Origin of the sequence: Herbaspirillum sp. WKF16, from assembly GCF_028993615.1 — a bacterium.
Taxonomy (GTDB): domain Bacteria; phylum Pseudomonadota; class Gammaproteobacteria; order Burkholderiales; family Burkholderiaceae_D; genus Herbaspirillum.
In genome coordinates this window covers 3879165-3898415 of sequence record NZ_CP118632.1, presented here as the reverse complement: position 1 = coordinate 3898415, position 19251 = coordinate 3879165, and the positions used below count along the sequence as shown (strand labels likewise).

The 19251-nt window shown below is 65.9% G+C and carries 19 protein-coding genes and 1 pseudogene; 13 read left to right on the top strand and 7 right to left on the bottom strand.

The window, feature by feature from the left end:
* Positions 1-57: 57 nt before the first annotated feature.
* The 3 genes from Herbaro_RS17635 to Herbaro_RS17625 all read right to left on the bottom strand — a co-directional run bounded on the left by Herbaro_RS17635 (position 58) and on the right by Herbaro_RS17625 (position 2334).
* Positions 58-447, bottom strand: a complete 390-nt coding sequence (locus tag Herbaro_RS17635) for a hypothetical protein (RefSeq protein WP_275010918.1) — start codon at positions 445-447, stop codon at positions 58-60.
* Between the two features lie 142 nt (positions 448-589).
* Entirely contained in the window at positions 590-1441 is an 852-nt protein-coding gene (locus Herbaro_RS17630; protein ID WP_275010917.1) for a TorF family putative porin, read from the bottom strand.
* Between the two features lie 131 nt (positions 1442-1572).
* Positions 1573-2334, bottom strand: coding sequence for a GntR family transcriptional regulator (locus Herbaro_RS17625; RefSeq protein WP_275010916.1), 762 nt, complete (start codon positions 2332-2334; stop codon positions 1573-1575).
* Between the two features lie 397 nt (positions 2335-2731).
* Here Herbaro_RS17625 and Herbaro_RS17620 point away from each other — a divergent pair, with 397 nt between their 5' ends.
* The 7 genes from Herbaro_RS17620 (at position 2732) to Herbaro_RS17590 (ending at position 10755) form a co-directional block, all read left to right on the top strand.
* Positions 2732-3772 carry an ABC transporter substrate-binding protein gene (locus Herbaro_RS17620; RefSeq protein ID WP_275010915.1) on the top strand — a complete coding sequence of 347 codons (1041 nt, stop codon included), beginning with the start codon at positions 2732-2734 and terminating at the stop codon, positions 3770-3772.
* A 25-nt stretch (positions 3773-3797) separates the two neighbouring features.
* Entirely contained in the window at positions 3798-4613 is an 816-nt protein-coding gene (locus Herbaro_RS17615; protein ID WP_275010914.1) for an ABC transporter permease, read from the top strand.
* 13 nt (positions 4614-4626) lie between these two features.
* Positions 4627-5418, top strand: a complete 792-nt coding sequence (locus tag Herbaro_RS17610) for an ABC transporter ATP-binding protein (RefSeq protein WP_275010913.1) — start codon at positions 4627-4629, stop codon at positions 5416-5418.
* A 13-nt stretch (positions 5419-5431) separates the two neighbouring features.
* A complete protein-coding gene (locus Herbaro_RS17605; RefSeq protein WP_275010912.1) occupies positions 5432-6160 on the top strand; it encodes a maleate cis-trans isomerase family protein in 729 nt (242 codons plus the stop codon).
* 123 nt (positions 6161-6283) lie between these two features.
* Positions 6284-7708, top strand: a complete 1425-nt coding sequence (gene hydA, locus Herbaro_RS17600; protein WP_275010911.1) for a dihydropyrimidinase — start codon at positions 6284-6286, stop codon at positions 7706-7708.
* 187 nt (positions 7709-7895) lie between these two features.
* Positions 7896-9497 carry a methyl-accepting chemotaxis protein gene (locus Herbaro_RS17595; RefSeq protein WP_275010910.1) on the top strand — a complete coding sequence of 534 codons (1602 nt, stop codon included), beginning with the start codon at positions 7896-7898 and terminating at the stop codon, positions 9495-9497.
* 295 nt (positions 9498-9792) lie between these two features.
* On the top strand, positions 9793-10755 hold the full coding sequence (locus tag Herbaro_RS17590; protein ID WP_275010909.1) for a DMT family transporter: 963 nt from the start codon (positions 9793-9795) through the stop codon (positions 10753-10755).
* Between the two features lie 35 nt (positions 10756-10790).
* On the opposite strand, the pseudogene Herbaro_RS17585 reads toward Herbaro_RS17590, so the two are convergent.
* Positions 10791-11336, bottom strand: a pseudogene (locus tag Herbaro_RS17585) (LysR family transcriptional regulator); the annotation flags it as partial.
* 171 nt (positions 11337-11507) lie between these two features.
* Here Herbaro_RS17585 and nfsB point away from each other — a divergent pair.
* Entirely contained in the window at positions 11508-12161 is a 654-nt protein-coding gene (gene nfsB, locus Herbaro_RS17580) for an oxygen-insensitive NAD(P)H nitroreductase (RefSeq protein WP_275010908.1), read from the top strand.
* Positions 12162-12189: 28 nt separating this feature from the next.
* Here the strand turns inward: nfsB and Herbaro_RS17575 are convergent, their stop codons facing one another.
* The gene (locus tag Herbaro_RS17575; protein ID WP_275010907.1) at positions 12190-12981 is read right to left on the bottom strand and encodes a metallophosphoesterase family protein; all 792 of its coding nucleotides are present in this window, start codon (positions 12979-12981) and stop codon (positions 12190-12192) included.
* Positions 12982-13076: 95 nt separating this feature from the next.
* On the bottom strand, positions 13077-13547 hold the full coding sequence (locus Herbaro_RS17570) for a hypothetical protein (RefSeq protein WP_275010906.1): 471 nt from the start codon (positions 13545-13547) through the stop codon (positions 13077-13079).
* Positions 13548-13728: 181 nt separating this feature from the next.
* On the opposite strand from Herbaro_RS17570, the gene Herbaro_RS17565 reads away from it, so the two are divergent.
* Positions 13729-15201 carry an ATPase domain-containing protein gene (locus tag Herbaro_RS17565; RefSeq protein ID WP_275010905.1) on the top strand — a complete coding sequence of 491 codons (1473 nt, stop codon included), beginning with the start codon at positions 13729-13731 and terminating at the stop codon, positions 15199-15201.
* A 2-nt stretch (positions 15202-15203) separates the two neighbouring features.
* The gene (locus tag Herbaro_RS17560) at positions 15204-15599 is read left to right on the top strand and encodes a response regulator (RefSeq protein ID WP_275010904.1); all 396 of its coding nucleotides are present in this window, start codon (positions 15204-15206) and stop codon (positions 15597-15599) included.
* An 87-nt stretch (positions 15600-15686) separates the two neighbouring features.
* On the opposite strand, the gene Herbaro_RS17555 is transcribed toward Herbaro_RS17560, so the two are convergent.
* Positions 15687-15884: a hypothetical protein gene (locus Herbaro_RS17555; protein WP_275010903.1), complete on the bottom strand. Its 198-nt coding sequence runs from the start codon at positions 15882-15884 to the stop codon at positions 15687-15689.
* Positions 15885-16184: 300 nt separating this feature from the next.
* On the opposite strand from Herbaro_RS17555, the gene Herbaro_RS17550 reads away from it, so the two are divergent.
* From Herbaro_RS17550 to Herbaro_RS17540, 3 genes are all read left to right on the top strand, one after another.
* Positions 16185-16550: a response regulator gene (locus Herbaro_RS17550; protein ID WP_275010902.1), complete on the top strand. Its 366-nt coding sequence runs from the start codon at positions 16185-16187 to the stop codon at positions 16548-16550.
* 196 nt (positions 16551-16746) lie between these two features.
* Positions 16747-17457, top strand: coding sequence for a response regulator transcription factor (locus Herbaro_RS17545; protein WP_275010901.1), 711 nt, complete (start codon positions 16747-16749; stop codon positions 17455-17457).
* A gap of 429 nt (positions 17458-17886) precedes the next feature.
* Positions 17887-19203 carry an MFS transporter gene (locus tag Herbaro_RS17540; RefSeq protein WP_275010900.1) on the top strand — a complete coding sequence of 439 codons (1317 nt, stop codon included), beginning with the start codon at positions 17887-17889 and terminating at the stop codon, positions 19201-19203.
* Positions 19204-19251: the final 48 nt, after the last annotated feature.

Here is a 19251-nt window from a genome sequence, read left to right as displayed (position 1 = left end):
CCTGTCGCCGGCTTTGTCCACCCGCGCCGCGCCGTTCACCGGCTGCGCGTGAGAAACCTAAAGATCCCCCCAGAGATCGATCTGGCGGCGTATCTCGCCGCTGCGCGCGTCGCAGATGAACATGACCTCGCGCAGCTCGCGGCGCACCACGTAGCGGAAGTATTCGCGGTCGGTGCGGGTGACGAAATCCTCGCTTTCTATTTTCCCGTCCAGCGCCTGCAGCACCCGCTGGCGGCAATCGTCGCGGTGCTCCCTGGCCTGCAGCGACGGGCCGTAGTCGTCCGGGGAGCGGTAGGGGACGACGGCGCCCGCCGCCGGGACGATGCAGGCGCACAGCACGAAGATCGCCGCCACGGCGAGCGCGCAGCGGTACTCGGTGCGGTGGCCGGTGCGCAGGAACAGGTGGCGCGGGGAGAAGGGATGGATGCGTTGCTTGCGCTTGTTCATGATGGACTCCGATGGTTGTGATGCCGGGCGCGGCAAACGACGCTGGGTTCCTGCTTTCGCAGGAACGACGGAGATTGAAGTGACAGACGGTCTGTCGTCCCTGCGAAAGCAGGGACCCAGCGACTTTCGCCGTATATCTTCCTCAGAAGCTCTTGTTCAGCGACAGCACCACCTGGCTGCGCCCGATGTTCTTGCCCTTGATGGTGTAGCCGGCGGCCGGCGCGTTGGTGTCGGTGTAGGCCAGGCCCAGCACATAGCCGGAGAAGTCGCGCGTCAGTCCGAGCTTCCAGTCGGTGTAGGACAGCGCCGAGGCGTTCGGGCCGGTGTAGCGCTGGCGGCCGATGTGGGCGATGCCGTTGATGCCGGCGAACAGTTCGCGGTTCAGCGACAGGTCGGCGTAGCTGCTGCCGCTGGTGCCGGCATTGCCGAAGGTGTCGCCGGCGCTGTACGAATACTTGAAGGCGATCCACCTGGCGTCCAGCCCGGCGTAGAACTCGGTGGTGTCGGGCTTGGTCATGCCGGTCGGGTAGCTGCCGGGATAGGCGTAGCGCAGCACGCCCAGGTCCACGTTGAGCCAGTCGGTCACGGCCGGTTTCCAGCCGGCGTAGAGATCGGCTTCCAGGCTGGCCGAGGCGGCCGGGTTGGTGTCGGAGATCCAGCTGATGTTGGACATCCAGAGGCCGGCATAGAGGCCGTTGTCGTGGCTGAGGTCGAAGCCGCCCTGCAGGGCCGGCTTGCCGTTGGTCTGGGTGGTGCCGCGGAAGACGTACTGGCTGGCCACGCCGAGGTTGCCCGCGAAGTGCAGGGGCGAGGCGTCTGCGGCGTCTGCGTTCTCCGCCGCCTGCGCCGGCGCGATCGCGGCGATCGCCAGCAGGGCGCCGGCGGCGGCCAGCGTGGCCAGGCCGGCGAACTGCGCGTTGCGCAGGCGGCGGCGTCCCAGCGGCGCGTGTTGCGGATGCGACGGGGACTGTTCTTGTTGTGACTTGCGGTTCATGCTGGAAGCTCCACGGGTTGAAGAGCATCCAGCTTAGGTCGGGGCGCGTTTAATCCCGGTAAAACTTTGCGGCCGCCGTATCAACGCGGCATAAAAAAGCGCGTCCCGCGTTTACACCGGCGGCCTGCCGCTTACGTCAGCATCGCTTCCAGGTCCTCGTCCTCGCCCGGCGGGGCCGACATGTCCAGCACTTCCTCGATGTGGTTCAGGTGTTCGATCATCGCCGCCACCGCTTCCTCGGCGCGGCCGGCGGCGATGGCGTCGATGATGTCGGCGTGCTCGTCGTGGGTGCAGGCCGGCACCGTGGGCGAGTCGTAGAGCACGATGATGAGGCAGGTGAGCGAGGCCAGCTCGCGCATCATCTTGCTCATCACCGGGTTGTCCACCATGTCGGCGATGCGGATGTGGAACTCGCCGGAGAGGCGGATGATGGCCCGGCGATCGTTGCTCTCGCGGGCGCGGGCCTCCTGGGCCACGTGCTCGCGCAGCTGGGCCACGTGCTCGGGCCTGGTGTGTTCGCACAGGTGGCGCAGCAGCGCCGGCTCCAGCAGGCGGCGCGCGGCGAAGATGTTGCGCGCCTCTTCCGGCGTGGGGCTGGCGACGAAGGCGCCGCGGTTGGGGATGGTGGTGATCAGGCCTTCGTGCGCCAGGCGCGCCAGCACTTCGCGCACGCGGGTGCGGTTCACGCCGAAGATGCTGGCCAGCTTCTCCTCCACCAGCTTGGTGCCGGGCGTGAGCCGGTGCTCCATGATCGAGCCCAGGATGCGCTCGTAGATGGCGTCGCCCGCCATGGGACGCGCGCTGATGGCCTGGCCGGGGAGGGGGCTGTTGTCGGTTTTGTCCTGCTTGCCGCTCTTCCTGCGGCCGGTGGTGGTTGCGGTGCTTGTGCTCATGTCGTCTCGGCAGGTTGTTCTGCGCCGATGCTTGGCGATGTGTCGATGAAGGCGTTGAAATGTGCCGTCATGATAGCTGAAGATTGTGGGGTATTTTTGTCACAATCCAATAAAAATATTTTCACATAAAAAACCGATATTGGCGCACAAGGCTGGGGCGCGCGTTCCCGCTTTCCGCGCGCATGGCTGCACTTTGGTGCGGTTGGTCGGGTCTTTCCGCAGTGCAAGCCGGGGCGCCGGTTTCCCATCGGTCCTTTGTACATAGGGCGTATCTGGCGGATTGTTCAGTTCTTCGCGGAGGATTTTCAGGCTGGCACACCTATTGCATAAATCGTGGCAATGAAAACTTAAATTGTCACAATTTATTCACGGTTTGTTCATCTCTGGGAGAGAAACGATGCAAAAGCAAGTTCGCAAATCCTCGTTCGGCCTGTCCATCAAGGGCGTCGCACTGGCCGCCATGCTGGCCTGCGGCGTGATGGCCGCCGGTTCCGCGGCCGCCCAATCCAAGCCGAAGATCAAGCTGGCCTACGCCAAGTGCGCGCATTGCATGTCGATGTCCATGGTGCCGGCGCTGGCGCAGAACGTGGAGATCGAGGGCATCAACTTTACCGCCGGCAGCGATGCGCTGACGGCGCTGGTCTCCAAGAGCGTGGACATCGCCCAGGTCACTTACCTGGCCTACGTCAGCGGCCTGGACAAGGGCTTCGACCTGGTGGCGGTGTCGGGCCAGGTCAACGGCGGCTCCGAGATGCTGGTCGGCAAGGACGCCAAGCTGGCGTCCGACGACTGGGCCGGCCTGAAGAAACTGGTCGCCGAGTACAAGGCGCAGGGCAAGCCTTTCCGCATCGCCGCCTCGCGCGGCAATGCGCAGGACCTGCACATGCGCGGCGAGCTGGCCGGTCACGGCATCGATCCGTCCAAGGACGTGCAGTTCGTGAACATCCCCAACCCGTCCGATCACGCCGCGGCCTTGTCGCGCGGCGAGGTCGAGCTGATCTGCTCGGTCGAACCGTTCGCCTCGCAGATCCGCATGACCGGCGTGGGCAAGCACTTCGCCTATCCGTACGACCAGGCGGCCGGCCGCCTGACCAACCTGATCGTGACGCGCTCGGACGTGATCAAGGAGCATCCGGCCGAGGTGAAGGAAACGGTGGCCGCCGTGGTCAAGCTGGTGGACGGCCTGCAGAAGGACAAGCAGGGCTGGATCAACAGCATCGTCAAGGGCACCGGCCTGGATCCCAAGATCGCCACCGAGGCGCTCAACAACGCCTATCCGGATTACCGCATGTACCGCACCCAGACCCGGGCGATCGCGGGCATGATGAAGGATCTCAAGTACGTTTCCGGCGACGTCTCGGCGCAGGCGGAGAAGAACATGGACTACAGCTTCCTGATGAGCGTGACGGGCAAGCCCAAGTCCGAACTCGGCTACTGATGCGGACAAGGCGGAAGGAACTACCATGAATCGATTGAGGCATTCCCTGTCGGAGGCGAAGTGGCGCTTCGCGGTGCCGGTGCTGCTGGTGCTGTTCTGGGAGGCGTTCTCGCGCTCCGGCATGATCCCGGCCTCGCTGCTGCCGGCGCCGTCGCGCGTGTTCGCCACCTGGATGGACTGGATCTTCGGCATCAACGAGTCGGCCCAGGACAGCAGCGGCAAGTGGATCTACGACGCCATGGCCAGCTGCCTGCGGGTCACCGCCGGCTACCTGATCGCCGCCGTCTCGGGCATCGCCCTGGGCGTGGCGATCGGCTGGTGGCGCTGGGTCGAGCGCGCCATCGAGCCGACCGTGCAGATGCTGCGCCCGGTGCCGCCGGTATCGTGGATCCCGCTGGCCATCATCTGGTTCGGCATCGCCAACAAGCCGGCGATCTTCCTGGTGTTCCTGGGCGCCTTCTTCCCCATCCTGATGAACACGGTGCACGGGGTCAAGACGTCCGACCGCAACCTGCTGCGCGCGGCGGCCATGGCCGGTGCGAAGCAGGGGCAGTTGCTGCGTTTCGTGATCCTGCCGGCGGCCATGCCGAGCATCTTCGCCGGCCTGCGCATCGGCATCGGCAGCGCCTGGATGCTCACGGTCACGGCCGAGATGGTGGCGGTCAAGAGCGGCCTGGGCTACGCGCTGTGGGATTCGTATTACTTCCTGCGCTACGACCTGGTGATCGCGGCGATGATCAGCATCGGCCTGCTCGGATTCCTGGCGGACTGGATCCTGAAGCAGATCATGAACTCGGTGCTGCGCTGGCAGCAGGTATCGACCGTGCAGGGCAAGGCCTGAAAGGAGTCGCAACATGGCATTCATCGAATTGAACGACATCGTCAAGGTGTTCAAGGACCGCAAGCGCGGCACGGACATGCTGGCCATCGACAACGTCAGCCTCAAGCTGGAGAAGAAGGAGTTCCTGTGCCTGCTCGGCCCCTCGGGCTGCGGCAAGTCGACGCTCTTGAACATGATCGCCGGCTTCGAGTTCCCGACCGGCGGCGAGGTCAAGGTGGACGGCAAGAACATCGCCGGCCCCGGCGCCGACCGCGGGATGGTGTTCCAGCAGGCCAACCTCATGCCCTGGCTGCCGGTGTGGGACAACGTCGCCTTCTCGCTCAAGCTGCAAGGCAAGAGCGCGGCCGAACGGCGCGCCGCGGCGCAGCCCTTCATCGAGACCGTCAAGCTGAAGGGCTTCGAGAACCATTTTCCCAGCGAGCTATCCGGCGGCATGGCGCAGCGCGTGGGCATTGCCCGGGCGCTGCTGCAGAATCCGTCGGTGATCCTGATGGACGAACCCTTCGCCGCGCTGGACGCGCAGACCAAGATGGAGATGCAGGAGGAACTGGTGGCGCTGTGGCAGCGCTATGAGGGCACCATCGTCTTCGTCACCCACAGCGTGGACGAGGCGCTGGTGCTGGCCACCAAGGTGGCGGTGATGACGCACCGTCCGGGGCGCATGCGCGAGCTGATCGACATCGACCTGCCGCGCCCGCGCGACACCACCACCCAGGAATTCAACCAATACAAGCGCCATGTGCTGGGCCTGATCCGCGAGGAATCGGCGCTGGCCCATGCCGACGCCGCCCAACTGGCGGCCTGAAAGGAAAGAAAAGATGACCCAACGCACCCTGCTCGGCATGCTCACGCCGTCCTCCAACACCACGCTGGAGCCGGTCACCACCGCCATGCTGGCCGAGATTCCCGAGGCCAGCGCCCACTTCGGCCGCTTCCGCGTGACCGAGATCGCGCTGTCCAACCAGGCGCTGGCGCAGTTCGACGACAGCGAGATCCTGCGCGCGGCCGAGCTGCTCTCGCACGCCAAGGTCGGCAGCATAGGCTGGAACGGCACCTCGTCCGGCTGGCTCGGTTTCGAGGCGGACGAGCGCCTGTGCCGGCGCATCACCGAGGCCACCGGCATCCCGGCCTGCACCTCGGTGCTGGCCCTGAATGAAATCTTCGACCTCACCGGCGTCAAGCGCTTCGGCCTGGTGACGCCTTACCTGGACGAGGTGCAGGCCGCAATCATCAGCAACTACGCCGGGGCCGGCTACGAGTGCGTGTCCGAACGCCACCTGCGCAAGCAGGACAACTTCTCGTTCTCCGAGGTGGGCGCCGAGGAGCTGCGCGCCATGGTGCGCGAGGTGGCCCGCGACAAGCCGCAGGCCATCACCATCTTCTGCACCAACCTGCGCGGCGCGCCGCTGGTGGAGGAGCTGGAAAAGGAAGTCGGCATCCCGATCTACGACACCATCTCCACCGTGGTGTGGAAGTCGCTCAGGCAGGCCGGCGCCGACCCCTCGCGCATCCGCCACTGGGGTTCGCTGTTTCGCGACGTCAAGTGAGGCCAGGCCGATAGGACGTCGCCGGCCGCTTCACGCCACCCTTCGCATTCCTGAAAACATGCAGCGCGCCGCCCTTGCCGGCGGCGGCGGGGCCGCTTTGCCCCGCGTTCTGGAGAAAACACCATGGAACAATTCGATGTAGTGATCCGCAACGGCACCGTGGCCACCGCCTCCGACATCATGCAATGCGACGTCGGCATCAAGGACGGCAAGGTGGCCATGCTGGGCCGCGGGCTGCCGCCCGGCAGGCAGGAGATCGACGCCGCCGGCAAGCTGGTGCTGCCCGGCGGCGTGGACGCGCATTGCCACCTGGACCAGCCGATGGAAGAGGGCCTGAAGATGGCCGACGATTTCGAGAGCGGCACCATCTCGGCGGCCTGCGGCGGCACCACCACCGTGATTCCGTTCGCGGCCCAGGCCAAGGGCCAGTCGCTGCGCGCGGCGGTCGAGGACTACCATCGCCGCGCCGAGGGCCGCGCGGTGATCGACTACGCCTTCCACATGATCGTCAGCGATCCCAGCGAGAAGGTGCTCAAGGAGGAGCTGCCGCAACTGGTGCGCGAGGGCTACACCTCGTTCAAGATCTACATGACCTACGACGACCTCAAGCTCAACGACCGCCAGATCCTCGACCTGCTGGCGCTGGCCCGGCGCGAGGGCGCGATGGTCATGGTGCATGCCGAGAATGCCGACTGCATCGGCTGGCTTACCGAGCAGCTGGAAGAGGCCGGGCTGACCGCGCCCAAATACCACGCGCAGTCGCGGCCGATGATGGTGGAGCGCGAAGCCACGCACCGCGCCATCGCGCTGTCCGAACTGGTGGACGTGCCCATCCTGATCGTGCACGTATCCGGCAAGGAAGCCATCGAGCAGATCCGCTGGGCGCACGGCCATGGCCTGCGTATCTACGCCGAGACCTGCCCGCAATACCTGGTGCTGACCGAGGATCACCTGGACGACGGCTATCATGGCGCCAAGTGCGTCTGCAGCCCGCCGCCGCGCGACAAGGCCAACCAGCAATACGTGTGGGACGGCCTGGCCAGCGGCTTGTTTACCGTGTTCTCGTCCGACCATGCGCCGTTCCGCTACGACGATCCGCAGGGCAAGAAGCCGGGCGGCAAGGAGGTGCCGTTCCGCTATATTCCCAACGGCACGCCGGGGCTGGAGACGCGCATGCCGATCCTGTTCTCGGAGGGCGTGGGCCGCGGCCGCATCGACCTCAACCGATTCGTCGCGCTGACGGCGACCGATCCGGCCAAGATGTACGGCCTCTATCCGCGCAAGGGCACCATCGCCATCGGCAGCGACGCCGACATCGCGATCTGGGATCCGCACAAGGAAGTCGTGGTGCGCAACGAACTGCTGCACCATAACGTCGACTACACCCCGTACGAAGGCATGCGCCTGACCGGTTGGCCGGAGACCACGCTCTCGCGCGGCGAGGTGGTGTGGGCCGACGGGCAGGCTTGCGGCGAGGTCGGCCGCGGCCGCTTCCTGGCGTGCGGATTGCCCGATCCGGCGCGGCCCAGGAAGGCGATTCCTGATTGACGGGAAATAAATAATCGCCGGCGCGCGCCGGCGACCCTTTAGCGCGCCTCATCGCCGGCCGTAAACAATCGCGGGGAAGGATGGATGCCGGCGCCGCCGGCAGCGTTGCCGCATATTGCCTTGGCGTAATGCGCGGCGGCTTGCCATCGGCTACCCGGATCATTCCAACCACATTCGGACGCCGACGATGAACAATCTCTCGCTCAAGAAAAAACTCTGGCTGCCGCTGGTCTTCTCGCTGATTGCCCTGCTGTTCCTTTCGGTCTGGCATGCCTACCAGACCCGCGACCTGCAAATTTCCGAGCGCCAGCGCGCGCTGGAAGACGTGACCGAGATGGCCTACACCACGCTGGCCGGCTTCGCCAGGCTGGAGGCCGAAGGCAAGATGAGCCGCGAGGAGGCGCAGAAGAACGCCATTGCCCGCGTCAAGGACCAGCGCTACACCGGCGACGGCTACGTCACCCTGGTGGGCGCCGATTCTTCCATCGTGATGCATCCCATCAATACCAAGCTCGATGGCAAGAACATGATCGACTTCAAGGATGCCAAGGGCAACCCGCTCTACAAGATGATCGCCGCCACCGGTTCGTCGGCGCAGGGGAAGGGCTATCTCGAATACTGGTGGCCGCGACCCGGCACCGACAAGCCCAGCCCCAAGATGGGCTTCGTCAAGCGCTTCAAGCCCTGGGGCTGGGACCTGATCTGCAGCGTCTATTCCGATGACATCGAAGCCGACTTCCGTCGCGCGCTGATCCAGGCGGTGGTGGTGCTGCTGGTGCTGGGCGTGGCGCTGTCGGTGATCGCCGGCATGGTCTCGCGCAACATCTTCCGCTCCATCGGCGGCGAGCCGGCGGAGGCGGCCGACATGGCCCGCAAGATCGCCGCCGGCGACCTCACCGGCAACATCCGCACCGCCAGCGGCGACGGCCGCAGCCTGGTGGCGGCCGTGGCCTACACGCGCGACCGCCTGGTCGACACCGTGCATGGCATCCAGAACGCCACCGAATCCATCAAGACCTCGGTGGACGAAATCGCCACCGGCAACATGGACCTCTCCAACCGCACCGAGCAGCAGGCCGGCTCGCTGGAGGAAACCGCCTCGGCCATGGAGGAGCTGACCTCCACCGTCAAGCAGAACGCGGCCAATGCCCAGCACGCCAACCAGCTGGCGTCGTCGGCTTCCAAGGTGGCGATCCAGGGCGGCGAGGTGGTGTCGCAGGTGGTCAGCACGATGGCCTCGATCAACGACTCCTCGCGCAAGATCGTCGACATCATCAGCGTGATCGACGGCATCGCCTTCCAGACCAATATCCTGGCGCTGAACGCCGCGGTGGAGGCGGCGCGCGCCGGTGAGCAGGGCCGCGGCTTCGCGGTGGTGGCCTCGGAAGTGCGTTCGCTGGCGCAGCGTTCGGCGGCCGCAGCCAAGGAGATCAAGACCCTGATCGACGATTCCGTGGGCAAGGTCGATGCCGGCACGCAGCTGGTGCAGCAGGCCGGACAGACGATGCAGGAGGTGGTGTCCAGCATCCAGGGCGTCTCCACCGTGGTGCACGAGATCGCCACTGCCAGCCATGAGCAGAGCTCGGGCATCGAGCAGGTCGGCCACGCCATCGTGCAGATGGATGAAACCACGCAGCAGAACGCCGCGCTGGTGGAGCAGGCCGCCGCCGCCGCGCAGTCGCTGCAGGAGCAGGCCGACAAGCTGGTGCGACTGGTGGGCGTGTTCACGCTGGATCGCGCGCGCGCCGCTGCGCCGGCGCAGGGGGGCGGCACGGCGTTGTTGGGCTGAGGTCGCAGCGTCGGAGAAGCTGCGGCCAGGCCGCCCCACGCGAAAAATGGAAAATGGAAACGGGCTTGTGCGCCACAGCGGCGCAAGCCCGTTTTTTCATTGGGAGCGTCATGTGCTGCCCCAATTTGGTTTGAAAAAATAATAAATCCGAAAAACAGGATTTTGCAGCATGAAGTGCCGAATGGCGGGTTGCCTGCGGGTAAATTCGGCAGCACTATTTGTTGTCTCTTCTCTACCATTGAACGCGTTTGGATGCGCTGCAGCATGCATCCGTTTTTAGCCAATGGAGCCAGAGATGTCGATCGCCGCCGCGGCCAGCCGCGCCACCCCCACCGCCAAGCCCGCGACCAAACCGAAGCCCCTGGGCGGGCTGTTCCTGGCCTGCGTGGTGGTGGCGATCTGCATCTGGGGCGGCAACTGGCCGGTGATGAAGTTCGGCAGCCAGTACATCCCGCCGCTGTGGTTCGCGGCCAGCCGCTTCCTCTCCGCAGCCATCCTCAGCTTCGTGATCGCCTTCGCCATCGGCAAGCTGCGCCTGCCCACGCGCGCCGAATGGCCGATCGTGGTGGGCGTGGGCGTGCTGCAGATGGGCTTGTTCACGGCGCTGGTGACCGGCGCGCTGCACTTCGTCATGCCCGGCCGCGCCTCGCTGATCGCCTACGCCACCTCGATCTGGGTGGTGCCCGGCGCGGCGCTGGTGTTGAAGCACAAGCTGAGCGGCCGGCAATCGCTGGCCACCGTGTGCAGCTATGCGGGCATGGCGGTGATCGTGCTGCCGGCGCTGCTGCATGCCGACCTGCACAGCATGATCGGCTACCTGATGCTGGGCACGGCCTCGCTCTCCTGGGCCATGAACATCCTGCAGATCAAGCTGACCCCCAACGTGAAGCTGGACTTCGACCTCTTGCCCTGGCAGACGCTGGTGGCGGCGCTGCCGCTGTGCGCGCTGGCCTTCACCTTCGAGGGCGCGCCGCTGTTCCTGGCCGAGAGCCACTCCTGGTATGTGATCGCCTATACCGGCCCGCTGGCCACCGCGCTGACCTTCCTGATCGTGCTGCAGATGACCCAGCGCCTGTCGCCGGTGACGGTGTCGGTGTGCATGCTGGGCGTGCCGGTGGTGGGCCTGACGCTGTCTGCGCTGGTGTTCGGCGAGAAGCTCTCGGGCGACCTGATGCTGGGCATGGGCCTGCTGTGCCTGGGCCTGCTGCTGCCGGCGCTGCCGTCGATGGGCGTGCGCCGCCTGGCGGCCAAGGGCTGAGGGCCCGCCCTTTCAATTGACTTGCTGATTGCCTGCGGCGACGTAGCGGCCGATGCGCTCGGGAAGTAGTCCGGCGAGGCGCACAGCACGCGGCGATTGTCCGGCTCCAGCGGCAGCGCCACCAGGCTGGAATCCTCGGGCGGGCTGTAGCGGATCGCCACGTCCACCGGCTGGCGGAACATGTCGGCCACGCGGTCGCTGATGCGCACCTGCAGCGTCACCGCCGGATGCAGTTTCTGGAACTCGTCCAGCCATGGGTGCATCAGGTTGCGGCCGAGGTCGGACGGCGCCGACAGCGACAGGTTGCCGCCCACCACGCGGCGGCCATGCGCCACCGCATCGCGCCCGGCGTTGACTTCGGCCAGCGTGTTGCGCGCGTATTGCAGGTAGCGCTCGCCGTCCGGCGTCAGGCGCAGGCTGCGGGTAGAGCGCGTCAGCAGGCGCGCGCCCAGTTCTCCTTCCAGCCGTTTCATGGCCGCGCTGGCCACTGCCGGCGTGACGTCGTGCTGGCGCGCGGCGGCGGAGAGGCTGCCGTTGTCGGCGGCGCAGACGAAGATGGCGAGGTCTTCCAGTCGGATCATGGCATGCGGGAGAGGGCGCCGGGATCGGCGGATGGCGTCATTTTACTTTCAAAATATTTTTGAAAATGTTTTTGGCGGCATGTCCTTTTTTGAAAGCCGTGGATCGTCGATCATGCTTCACGAGGGAAGCCATCTCGCTTCTTCGACCGCATCCATGAACCAGGAGAACCCATGAGCATCGTCCAGTACGCCCGCAAGCGCCATTCCACCAAAGCCTTCGACCCGGCCCGCAAGATCCCGGAAGGGGTGATCGCCGAACTGCGCGAGCTGCTGCGCCTGGCGCCGTCCTCGGTCAATTCGCAGCCCTGGCACTTCGTGCTGGCCTCGACCGAGGCCGGCAAGGCCCGCATCGGCAAGGCCGCCGAAGCCGGCTATCCCTACAACCTGCCGAAGATCCTCAACGCCTCGCACGTGCTGGTGCTGGCGGCCCGCACCGCCATCGACGACGGGCACCTGGAGGCGCTGCTGGCGCAGGAAGAGCGCGACGGCCGGTTCGTCAACCCCGAAGCCAAGGCCGGCACGCGCGCCTCGCGCCTGATGTACAGCAACCTGCACCGCTACGACCAGAAGGATGCGCAGCACTGGATGGAGAAGCAGGTCTACCTGGCGCTGGGCACGGTGCTGCTGGGCGCGGCCGCGCTGGAGATCGACGCGGTGCCGATGGAAGGTTTCAACGCCCGCGTGCTGGACGAGGAGCTGGGCTTGCGCCAGCAAGGCTTCAGCAGCACGGTGCTGGTGGGGCTGGGCTACCGCGGCGCCGATGATTTCAACGCCGGGCTGCCGAAGTCCCGGCTGGCGGATGCGGTGGTGTTCACCGATATCTGAGGCCGCGCATGACCGCGGACGGCCCGGATCAGATCTCGACGATCAGGTCCGGGTTGTAGTGCGGGTTCTCGGTGCCGCCGTCGCGCCGCACGTAGCCGCAGGGATTGCACACCACGCGGCAGCGGCCGACGCGGTAGTCGAACGAGTCGTGGGTGTGCCCGTGCACCCACAGGTCGGCATATCCGGCCAGCGCGTCCAGGTTGGAGGAGAACGCCGCCGACACCAGGTCGTCCGCATAGCGCGGCGCCACCGAGCGCAACGAGGGCGACATGTGGGTGACCACCACGGTGCGGCCGTCGAAGGGCGTCTCCAGCTGCCGCCGCAGCCAGTCCAGGTCGGCCCGGTGCAGCCTGACGGTGTCGGCCGGCGTCATCATGCGCGCGCCGCCGTCCGGCGCCGCGCCTTCCATCGCGATGCGGCGATAGTCCAGCAGCACCGGCTCGGCGGCGGTCATCGCCGCCTCCTTTCTTTCTTCCCCGAACAGTTCGTAGTCCGTCCACAGCGTGGCGCCGAGGAAGCGCACGCCGCCGATCACGGTGGCGCCGCGGTCGAGGAAGCGCACGTTGGAAGACGACGCTCCCTGCCGCGCCAGCTCGCGCAGCGCGCCTTCCCAGCTGTGGCCGTAGCCTTCGTGGTTGCCGCTGACGTAGATCACCGGCAGGCCGGCGAAGGTGCGCTCGGCCCAGGCCAGGGCGCGTTCGGTCTTGTCGATGTCGCCGGCCAGGACGACGGCGTCGGGACGGCTGACGTCGGGACGGATGGCGGGCGCGTTCTCGCGCCAGACTTCGAGGTGCAGGTCGGAGAGGATCAGCAGGCGCATGCTTGGGACGGAGGCAGTGGGCGAGCCGCTACCTTATCAAAGATCGCCGCCTGCCACAGTCGGCGCGGCGACAGTGGGGCGTGAAGGGCGGTCGCTCACAGCAGCGGCTTGCCGTCTTCGATGCGCTGCTTGAAGGTGGCTTCATCGGCCTTTTTCTGTTCGGTCGTGGGCTCGGGGCGCTGCTGCAGCTTGGCGCGGATGTTGCGGAAGGCGTCCACGTCCAGCATCGAGAACTTGGACTTGAGTTTGTCCTGCCCCCGTTTCAGCTGGGCCTGGGCGCGCGCCTGGGCCGGGCTGGCGTCGGAGACCCCGGCCAGCGCCTGGTCGAGCTTGGCGATGCCTTCCAGGTCGGGCAGCGAGAGCGCCGCGGGCTTGCCGGCCGAGGCCGCCAGCGCCTGCCCCTGGGGCGACAGCGACACCACGGCCGACGCCGATGCGTCCGCGCTCGGGCTGCCGGCTGCGACGGCCGCAGCCGCAGCCGCAGCCGCAGCCGTTGCCGGCGCCTCGGGCGCCGGGGTGGTCGCGGACGCAGTGGAGTAGTCCTGGGGCTTGGCCGTGATTTGCATGGGGTCCTGTGATCGTGCCGGTGTGTCGTCTACGGCAGCCGGCGATGAAACTTGATGATCTTTCTGCCTGCTCAGATGCAACTTTTTGCCGGGTCCGATGGCCTATCCAAAAGAAGGGCGAACGTATAATGCGCATAAAAATTGCCACTTTCGCACAATAATTCCAAGGCCTTATATTTCCATGAGCGACCACCAGCAGACAGACGCGCAGACCGCGGGCGGGACGGGACGGCCCAATCGCATTCCCTTGCTGCGCACGGGCATCGCCGGCTTCGACGAAATCCTCGGCGGCGGGCTGCCCGCCGGCAGCCTCTACCTGATCCAGGGGCTGGCCGGCAGCGGCAAGACCACGCTGGCTTGCCAGGCCGGTTTCCTGCAGGCGCGCGCAGGCGAGAAGGTGATGTTGCTCACGCTGATCGCCGAGTCGCACGCCAAGATGCTCCACCATGTAAGCAATTTCGATTTCTTCGACGATAGCCTGGTGGGCAGCCAACTGCAGATGCTCAGCGGTTACGCCAGCCTGGCCGGCGAGGGCTTGCGCGGCCTGCTCAAGCTGATCACCGCCGAGCTCAGCCGCCATCGGCCGGGCATGCTGGTGATCGACGGGTTCCGCTCGGTGCGAGACTCCGGGCCGTCCGACCTGAACCTGTCGGAGTTCATGCATTCGCTCAATTCGCTGGTGTTCACCATGAATTGCACGACCCTGCTGCTCTCGCCGGTGGAGGGCAACCTGCCCGAGTCCGAGAACACGCTGGTGGACGGCGTCATTGAGCTGAGCCAGCACGAGCAGGGTATGCAGCTGGTGCGCGAGATCAAGGTGTTCAAGGTGCGCGGCGCCGACCACCTGCTGGGCAAGCACGTGTTCGAGATCAACCGCAGCGGGGTGGAGATCTTCCCGCGCTTCGAGGCCACGGCTACCCGCGCCGGCAAGGTGCCGGGCACCTCCGACCGTTACGTCAGCGTCGGCATCCCTTCCTGGGACAAGTGCATCGGCGGCGGCGTGGTGAGCGGTTCCATCACCTGCCTGCTGGGCAGCCCGGGCGTGGGCAAGACGCTGATGGGCCTGCATTTCATCGAGCAGGGCCTGAAGGACGGCCAGCAATGCCTCATCGTCGGTTTCTACGAATCGCCCGAGCGCCTGCTGGCCAAGGCGCGCAAGGCCGGCATGCAGCTCGACGGCCACATGGAGAGCGGCGCGCTGGAAATGATCTGGCAATTGCCGCTGGAAATGCTGTGCGACGACCTGGCCAAGCGCATGCTGGACAATATCGCCCGCCGCGGCGTCACGCGCCTGCTGATCGACGGCGTGGACGGCCTGCGCAGCATCGTGGTGCAGCAGCAGCGCGTGCGGCCTTTCCTGGTGGCGCTGACCAACGAGCTGCGCGCGCGCGGCGTGACCACCTTCATCTCGGAACAGCTGCCGTACTTCCGCGAGTCGCGCCCGCAGGTCGATCCCTCGTCGTCGCAACTGTACGAGAACGTGATGCTGCTGGAGTACATCGCGCAGCACGAGGTCAACCGCCGCCAGATCTCGGTGATGAAGTTGCGCGAGAACGGCTACGACGGCGCCAACCGCATCATGAACATCTCCGACGCGGGTATCGAGATCGACGGGCTGGTGGGCTCTTCAGGGCAACTGCCGGGTGAGCGTTGAACATGTCGACTGCGCCAGCATCTCCGGTTCCGGCGTCGCCCGTCATCATGATCGTGGATGACGAGGTCGATATCACGGACACTTATTCGATGCTGTTCGAGCTGCACGGCTTCTCGGTCGTCATCGCCAACCACGGCGCCGAAGGCCTGGCCAAGGCCCGGCAGGCCTTGCCGGACCTGGTGATCTCGGACTGCATGATGCCGGTCATGAACGGCCTGGAATTCTGCGCGGCGCTGCGCAAGTTGCCCGGCGGCGAGAAATTGCCGGTGATCCTGTGCAGCGGCGCGCCGGAGCTGCATGACCTGTCGCTATCCAGCCACAACCTGTTCCTGCGCAAGCCGGTGTTTTTCAAACGCCTGCTCGATGAGGTGCAGCGGCTTTTGCCGCCGCATTCCTGACCCCGCCGTGCGCGCGCGTTTGCGCAAAGACAAGGCCGCCTTCGGGGCGGCTTTTTCTTTTTGCTTCCTTGCTCCGGCTTTCCCTGCTCAGCCTTCCGCCCGTCCCGGGCAGTAATAGCCTTGCCAGCGCCCGCGGTTCTGCTTGGGGCGTTCCTCGCCGCGCCCCTTGCGCCGTCGCGCCGCGCCCGCTACCGCGCGCGCGGCCGGGGTGGGCGAGGCGTGCGCGCGCAAGGGCAGGCAGGATGAAAAATGCAGCGCGACGCTGCCGGGCTTGGCTGGTGGCATGGGTTCCTCACGGTGGCGTTGCCGGCCGAACTGGGCCGGCGACGGAAGCACATGGTGGGGCAGCGGCCTCGCTTCGCGCCATCGGCGCAGCGAGCATGTGCGTGTAGGAAGACGCCGCCGTCGGCGCGGCGCGCGCAGGCTTGCTGCTCGCGCAAGCCGCATTTTGTTATTAATATTGAAATGTTGTCTTTTTAATCAGGAAATTCCTGATACCGCGAATTGTCGCGAAAGATCACCATCGCTCACATGGAACGATCGCAGGCCGCAAGGGGCGGCCGGCACAGGGGAGAGGGGCGGGAGATGAACGCAGCACGCAAGACGGTATTGGTCGTGGAAGATCACCAGGATTCGCGCGAGATGTTGTGCGAAATCCTCGAAAACAGCGGGCTTTCGGTCATCGCCGCAGCCAACGGCATCGAGGCGATCGAGCGCATGCAGTCGCGTGTGCCCAACATCGTGCTGACCGACATGAGCATGCCGGAGATGGATGGCATCGAACTGGCGCGCTACATCAAGTCGCACGATCGCTACGGCCATATTCCGGTGGCGCTGATCAGCGCCAACCTGCCTGCCGCCAGCGTCTACTTTCCGGAGATTTCAGCCTTCCTGCTCAAGCCATGTTCGGTCGACCACCTGTTGACCACGGTGGCCCAGCTGCTGCGCTGAGCAAAGGTTTTGCAGTTTTTCAGGGGTGAAGTATCTGCGAGTTTTTATGATTTTCTCGACAGATATTTTCTGTATAACGTTGTGATTATGGAAAGCATCTCCGCGCCCGTGGGGTGGGCCTGGAAGCGCGTCCGGGAGGACGCGGCGGCGATGCGCCTGCAGTCATAAGAACAGGGTCGTCCGAACGGCAAGAGTGATGAAAGTACTGATCGTTGAACACGAGAACGACTGGCGCGAGATGCTCGCCGGCCACATCGGGGGATTGGGTTACGAGGCCTCCGGCTGCTCCTCTCTGGCGGAGGCGCTGGTGATCCTCAAGAGCCGCCAGCCCGACATCCTGGTCGCCGACGTGGGTTTGCCCGACGGCAACCTGCTGCCTGAACTGGCCTCCATACGCCAGCACTTCCCATCGATGGGCATCGTCATCCTGACCGCCACCACCCGCTTCGAGGACCGCGTGCGCGGCATGAGCGAGGGCGCCGACTACTACATGGTCAAGCCGGTCCGGCTGGAAGAGGTCTCAGCCACCCTGACCGCGCTGGCGCGCCGCATGAAGACCGCCTCGCACGAGAGCCTGCCGCAGGCCGAGAAATGGAGCTTCAACCGCAAGTCCGGCCGGCTCTCCTCCAACGGCTCGGTGGCCCTGCAATTCACCGACAAGGAAAGCACCGCGCTGGCCGCGCTGCTGCAGAGTCCCAACTATCCGGTCTCGCACAATCAGTTGTTCGACCTGCTGCGATCCGGCGCCGAAGAGTACGATGCCCACCGCATCGACGCGCTGATCTACCGGGTGCGCCAGAAACTGCGCTCGATGGAAGACGCGCCGATGCAGATCCGCAACATCTATGGCGAAGGATTCCTGATGCTGCGCCGGAGCACCGCGGTCGACATCGTGCTCGACAGCTGAAACCTCCGGCTCGCAAACACTGTCGAGGCCGCTCGCATGCATCATGCGGCGGCCTTGCCCTTTTTCGGCGGGGATTGCGGGCTATTCACGGCGATGCGGCGGCAAGGGCTCGCCTTGGCGTATCGTGGTGCGCCGCGGCCGCGCCCGCTTCTCCCTGTCGGCGCGCGTCGCATGCTGCGAGAGGGTGAAAATGCAGTCAGAAATGCTGCGCCGCGAAAGCTTTGCCGCTTTCAGGTATCATGCTTGAAGTTTCTCCGCTGAATCGACGAACTCCGTTTCTCTTTTTTCGCTGAAGCTGTCCTTCGCAGGCATGCCGCCTGCGATCCACCCGTTTAAACAAAAGTCGAAGCCGGTTGCCGGCCCAAGGCGCCCACCCCTTGCGATCCGTCGCCAAGGCCGGCGCGGGGACGGTTTTTCCGCCGAACCATCATGACCACTTCCGCTGATTTCACCGGGGCGCTCAACGAGTCCCAGCATCGTCCCCTCACTTCCTCCGACTACAAGACGCTCGGCCTGTCCGCCCTGGGCGGCACGCTGGAGTTCTACGACTTCGTCATCTACGTGTTCTTCGCGGCGGTGGTCGGCAAGCTGTTCTTCCCGGCCGACATGCCCGAGTGGCTGCGCATGCTGCAGACCTTCGGCATCTTCGCCGCCGGCTACCTGGCGCGTCCGGTGGGCGGCATCATCATCGCCCACTACGGCGACATCATCGGCCGCAAGCGCATGTTTACGCTGTCCATCTTCCTGATGGCGGTGCCCACGCTGGTGATCGGCCTGCTGCCGACCTACGCCAGCATCGGCGTGGCCGCGCCCGTCCTGCTGCTGCTGATGCGCACGCTGCAGGGCGCGGCGATCGGCGGCGAGATGCCGGGCGCCTGGGTGTTCGTGGCCGAGCACGTGCCGGCCAACCGCTACTCCTTCGGCGTGGGCTCGCTGACCGCCGGCATCACCGGCGGCATCCTGCTGGGTTCGCTGATGGGCATCTTCATCAACAGCGCGTTCGAGCCGGCCGAGGTCACCGGCTACGCCTGGCGCGTTCCGTTCATCCTGGGCGGCGTGTTCGGCCTGGTGTCGGTCTACCTGCGCCGCTACCTGGAAGAGACTCCGGTGTTCCGCGAACTGGCCGCGCGCCGCGCCCAGGCCAGGGAGCTGCCGCTCAAGACCGTGCTGCGCGAACACCGCGCCGCCTGCGCGCTGACCGCCGGCATGACCTGGTGCCTGTCGGGCGCGATCGTGGTGGTGATCCTGATGGTGCCGTCCTACCTGCAGACCGTGCACCACCTGCCGGCCAAGCTGGTGATGCAAGCCAACTGCGCCGGCACGCTGATGCTCACCATCGGCTGCCTGGCCATCGGCTGGCTCAGCGACCGCATCGGCACCCGCGCCTGCATGATCATCGGCTGGGGCGGCCTGGGCCTGTCCACCTACTGGTTCTTCGGCCAGCTGCCCGGCTCGCCGGAGTCGCTGGTGTGGGGCTACGCGCTGGTGGGCCTGTTCGTGGGCAGCATCGCCTTGACGCCGATCGTCTCGACCCGCGCCTTCCCGCCGCCGGTGCGCTTCACCGGCCTGTCCTTCGCCTACAACATGGCCTATGCCGTGTTCGGCGGCCTGACGCCGGTGCTGATCTCGCTGTGGATCAAGGTCGATACCCAGGGCCCCGCGCACTACGTGATCGCGCTGTCCATCCTGGGCGTGCTGCTGGCCTTCGTGCCGATGAGCAGCAGGGGTTACCAGGCGCGCGGCTGAGTCCTTTCACGACCCGCTTCAGGCAACGCCCGGAGACCGCGACGCGGC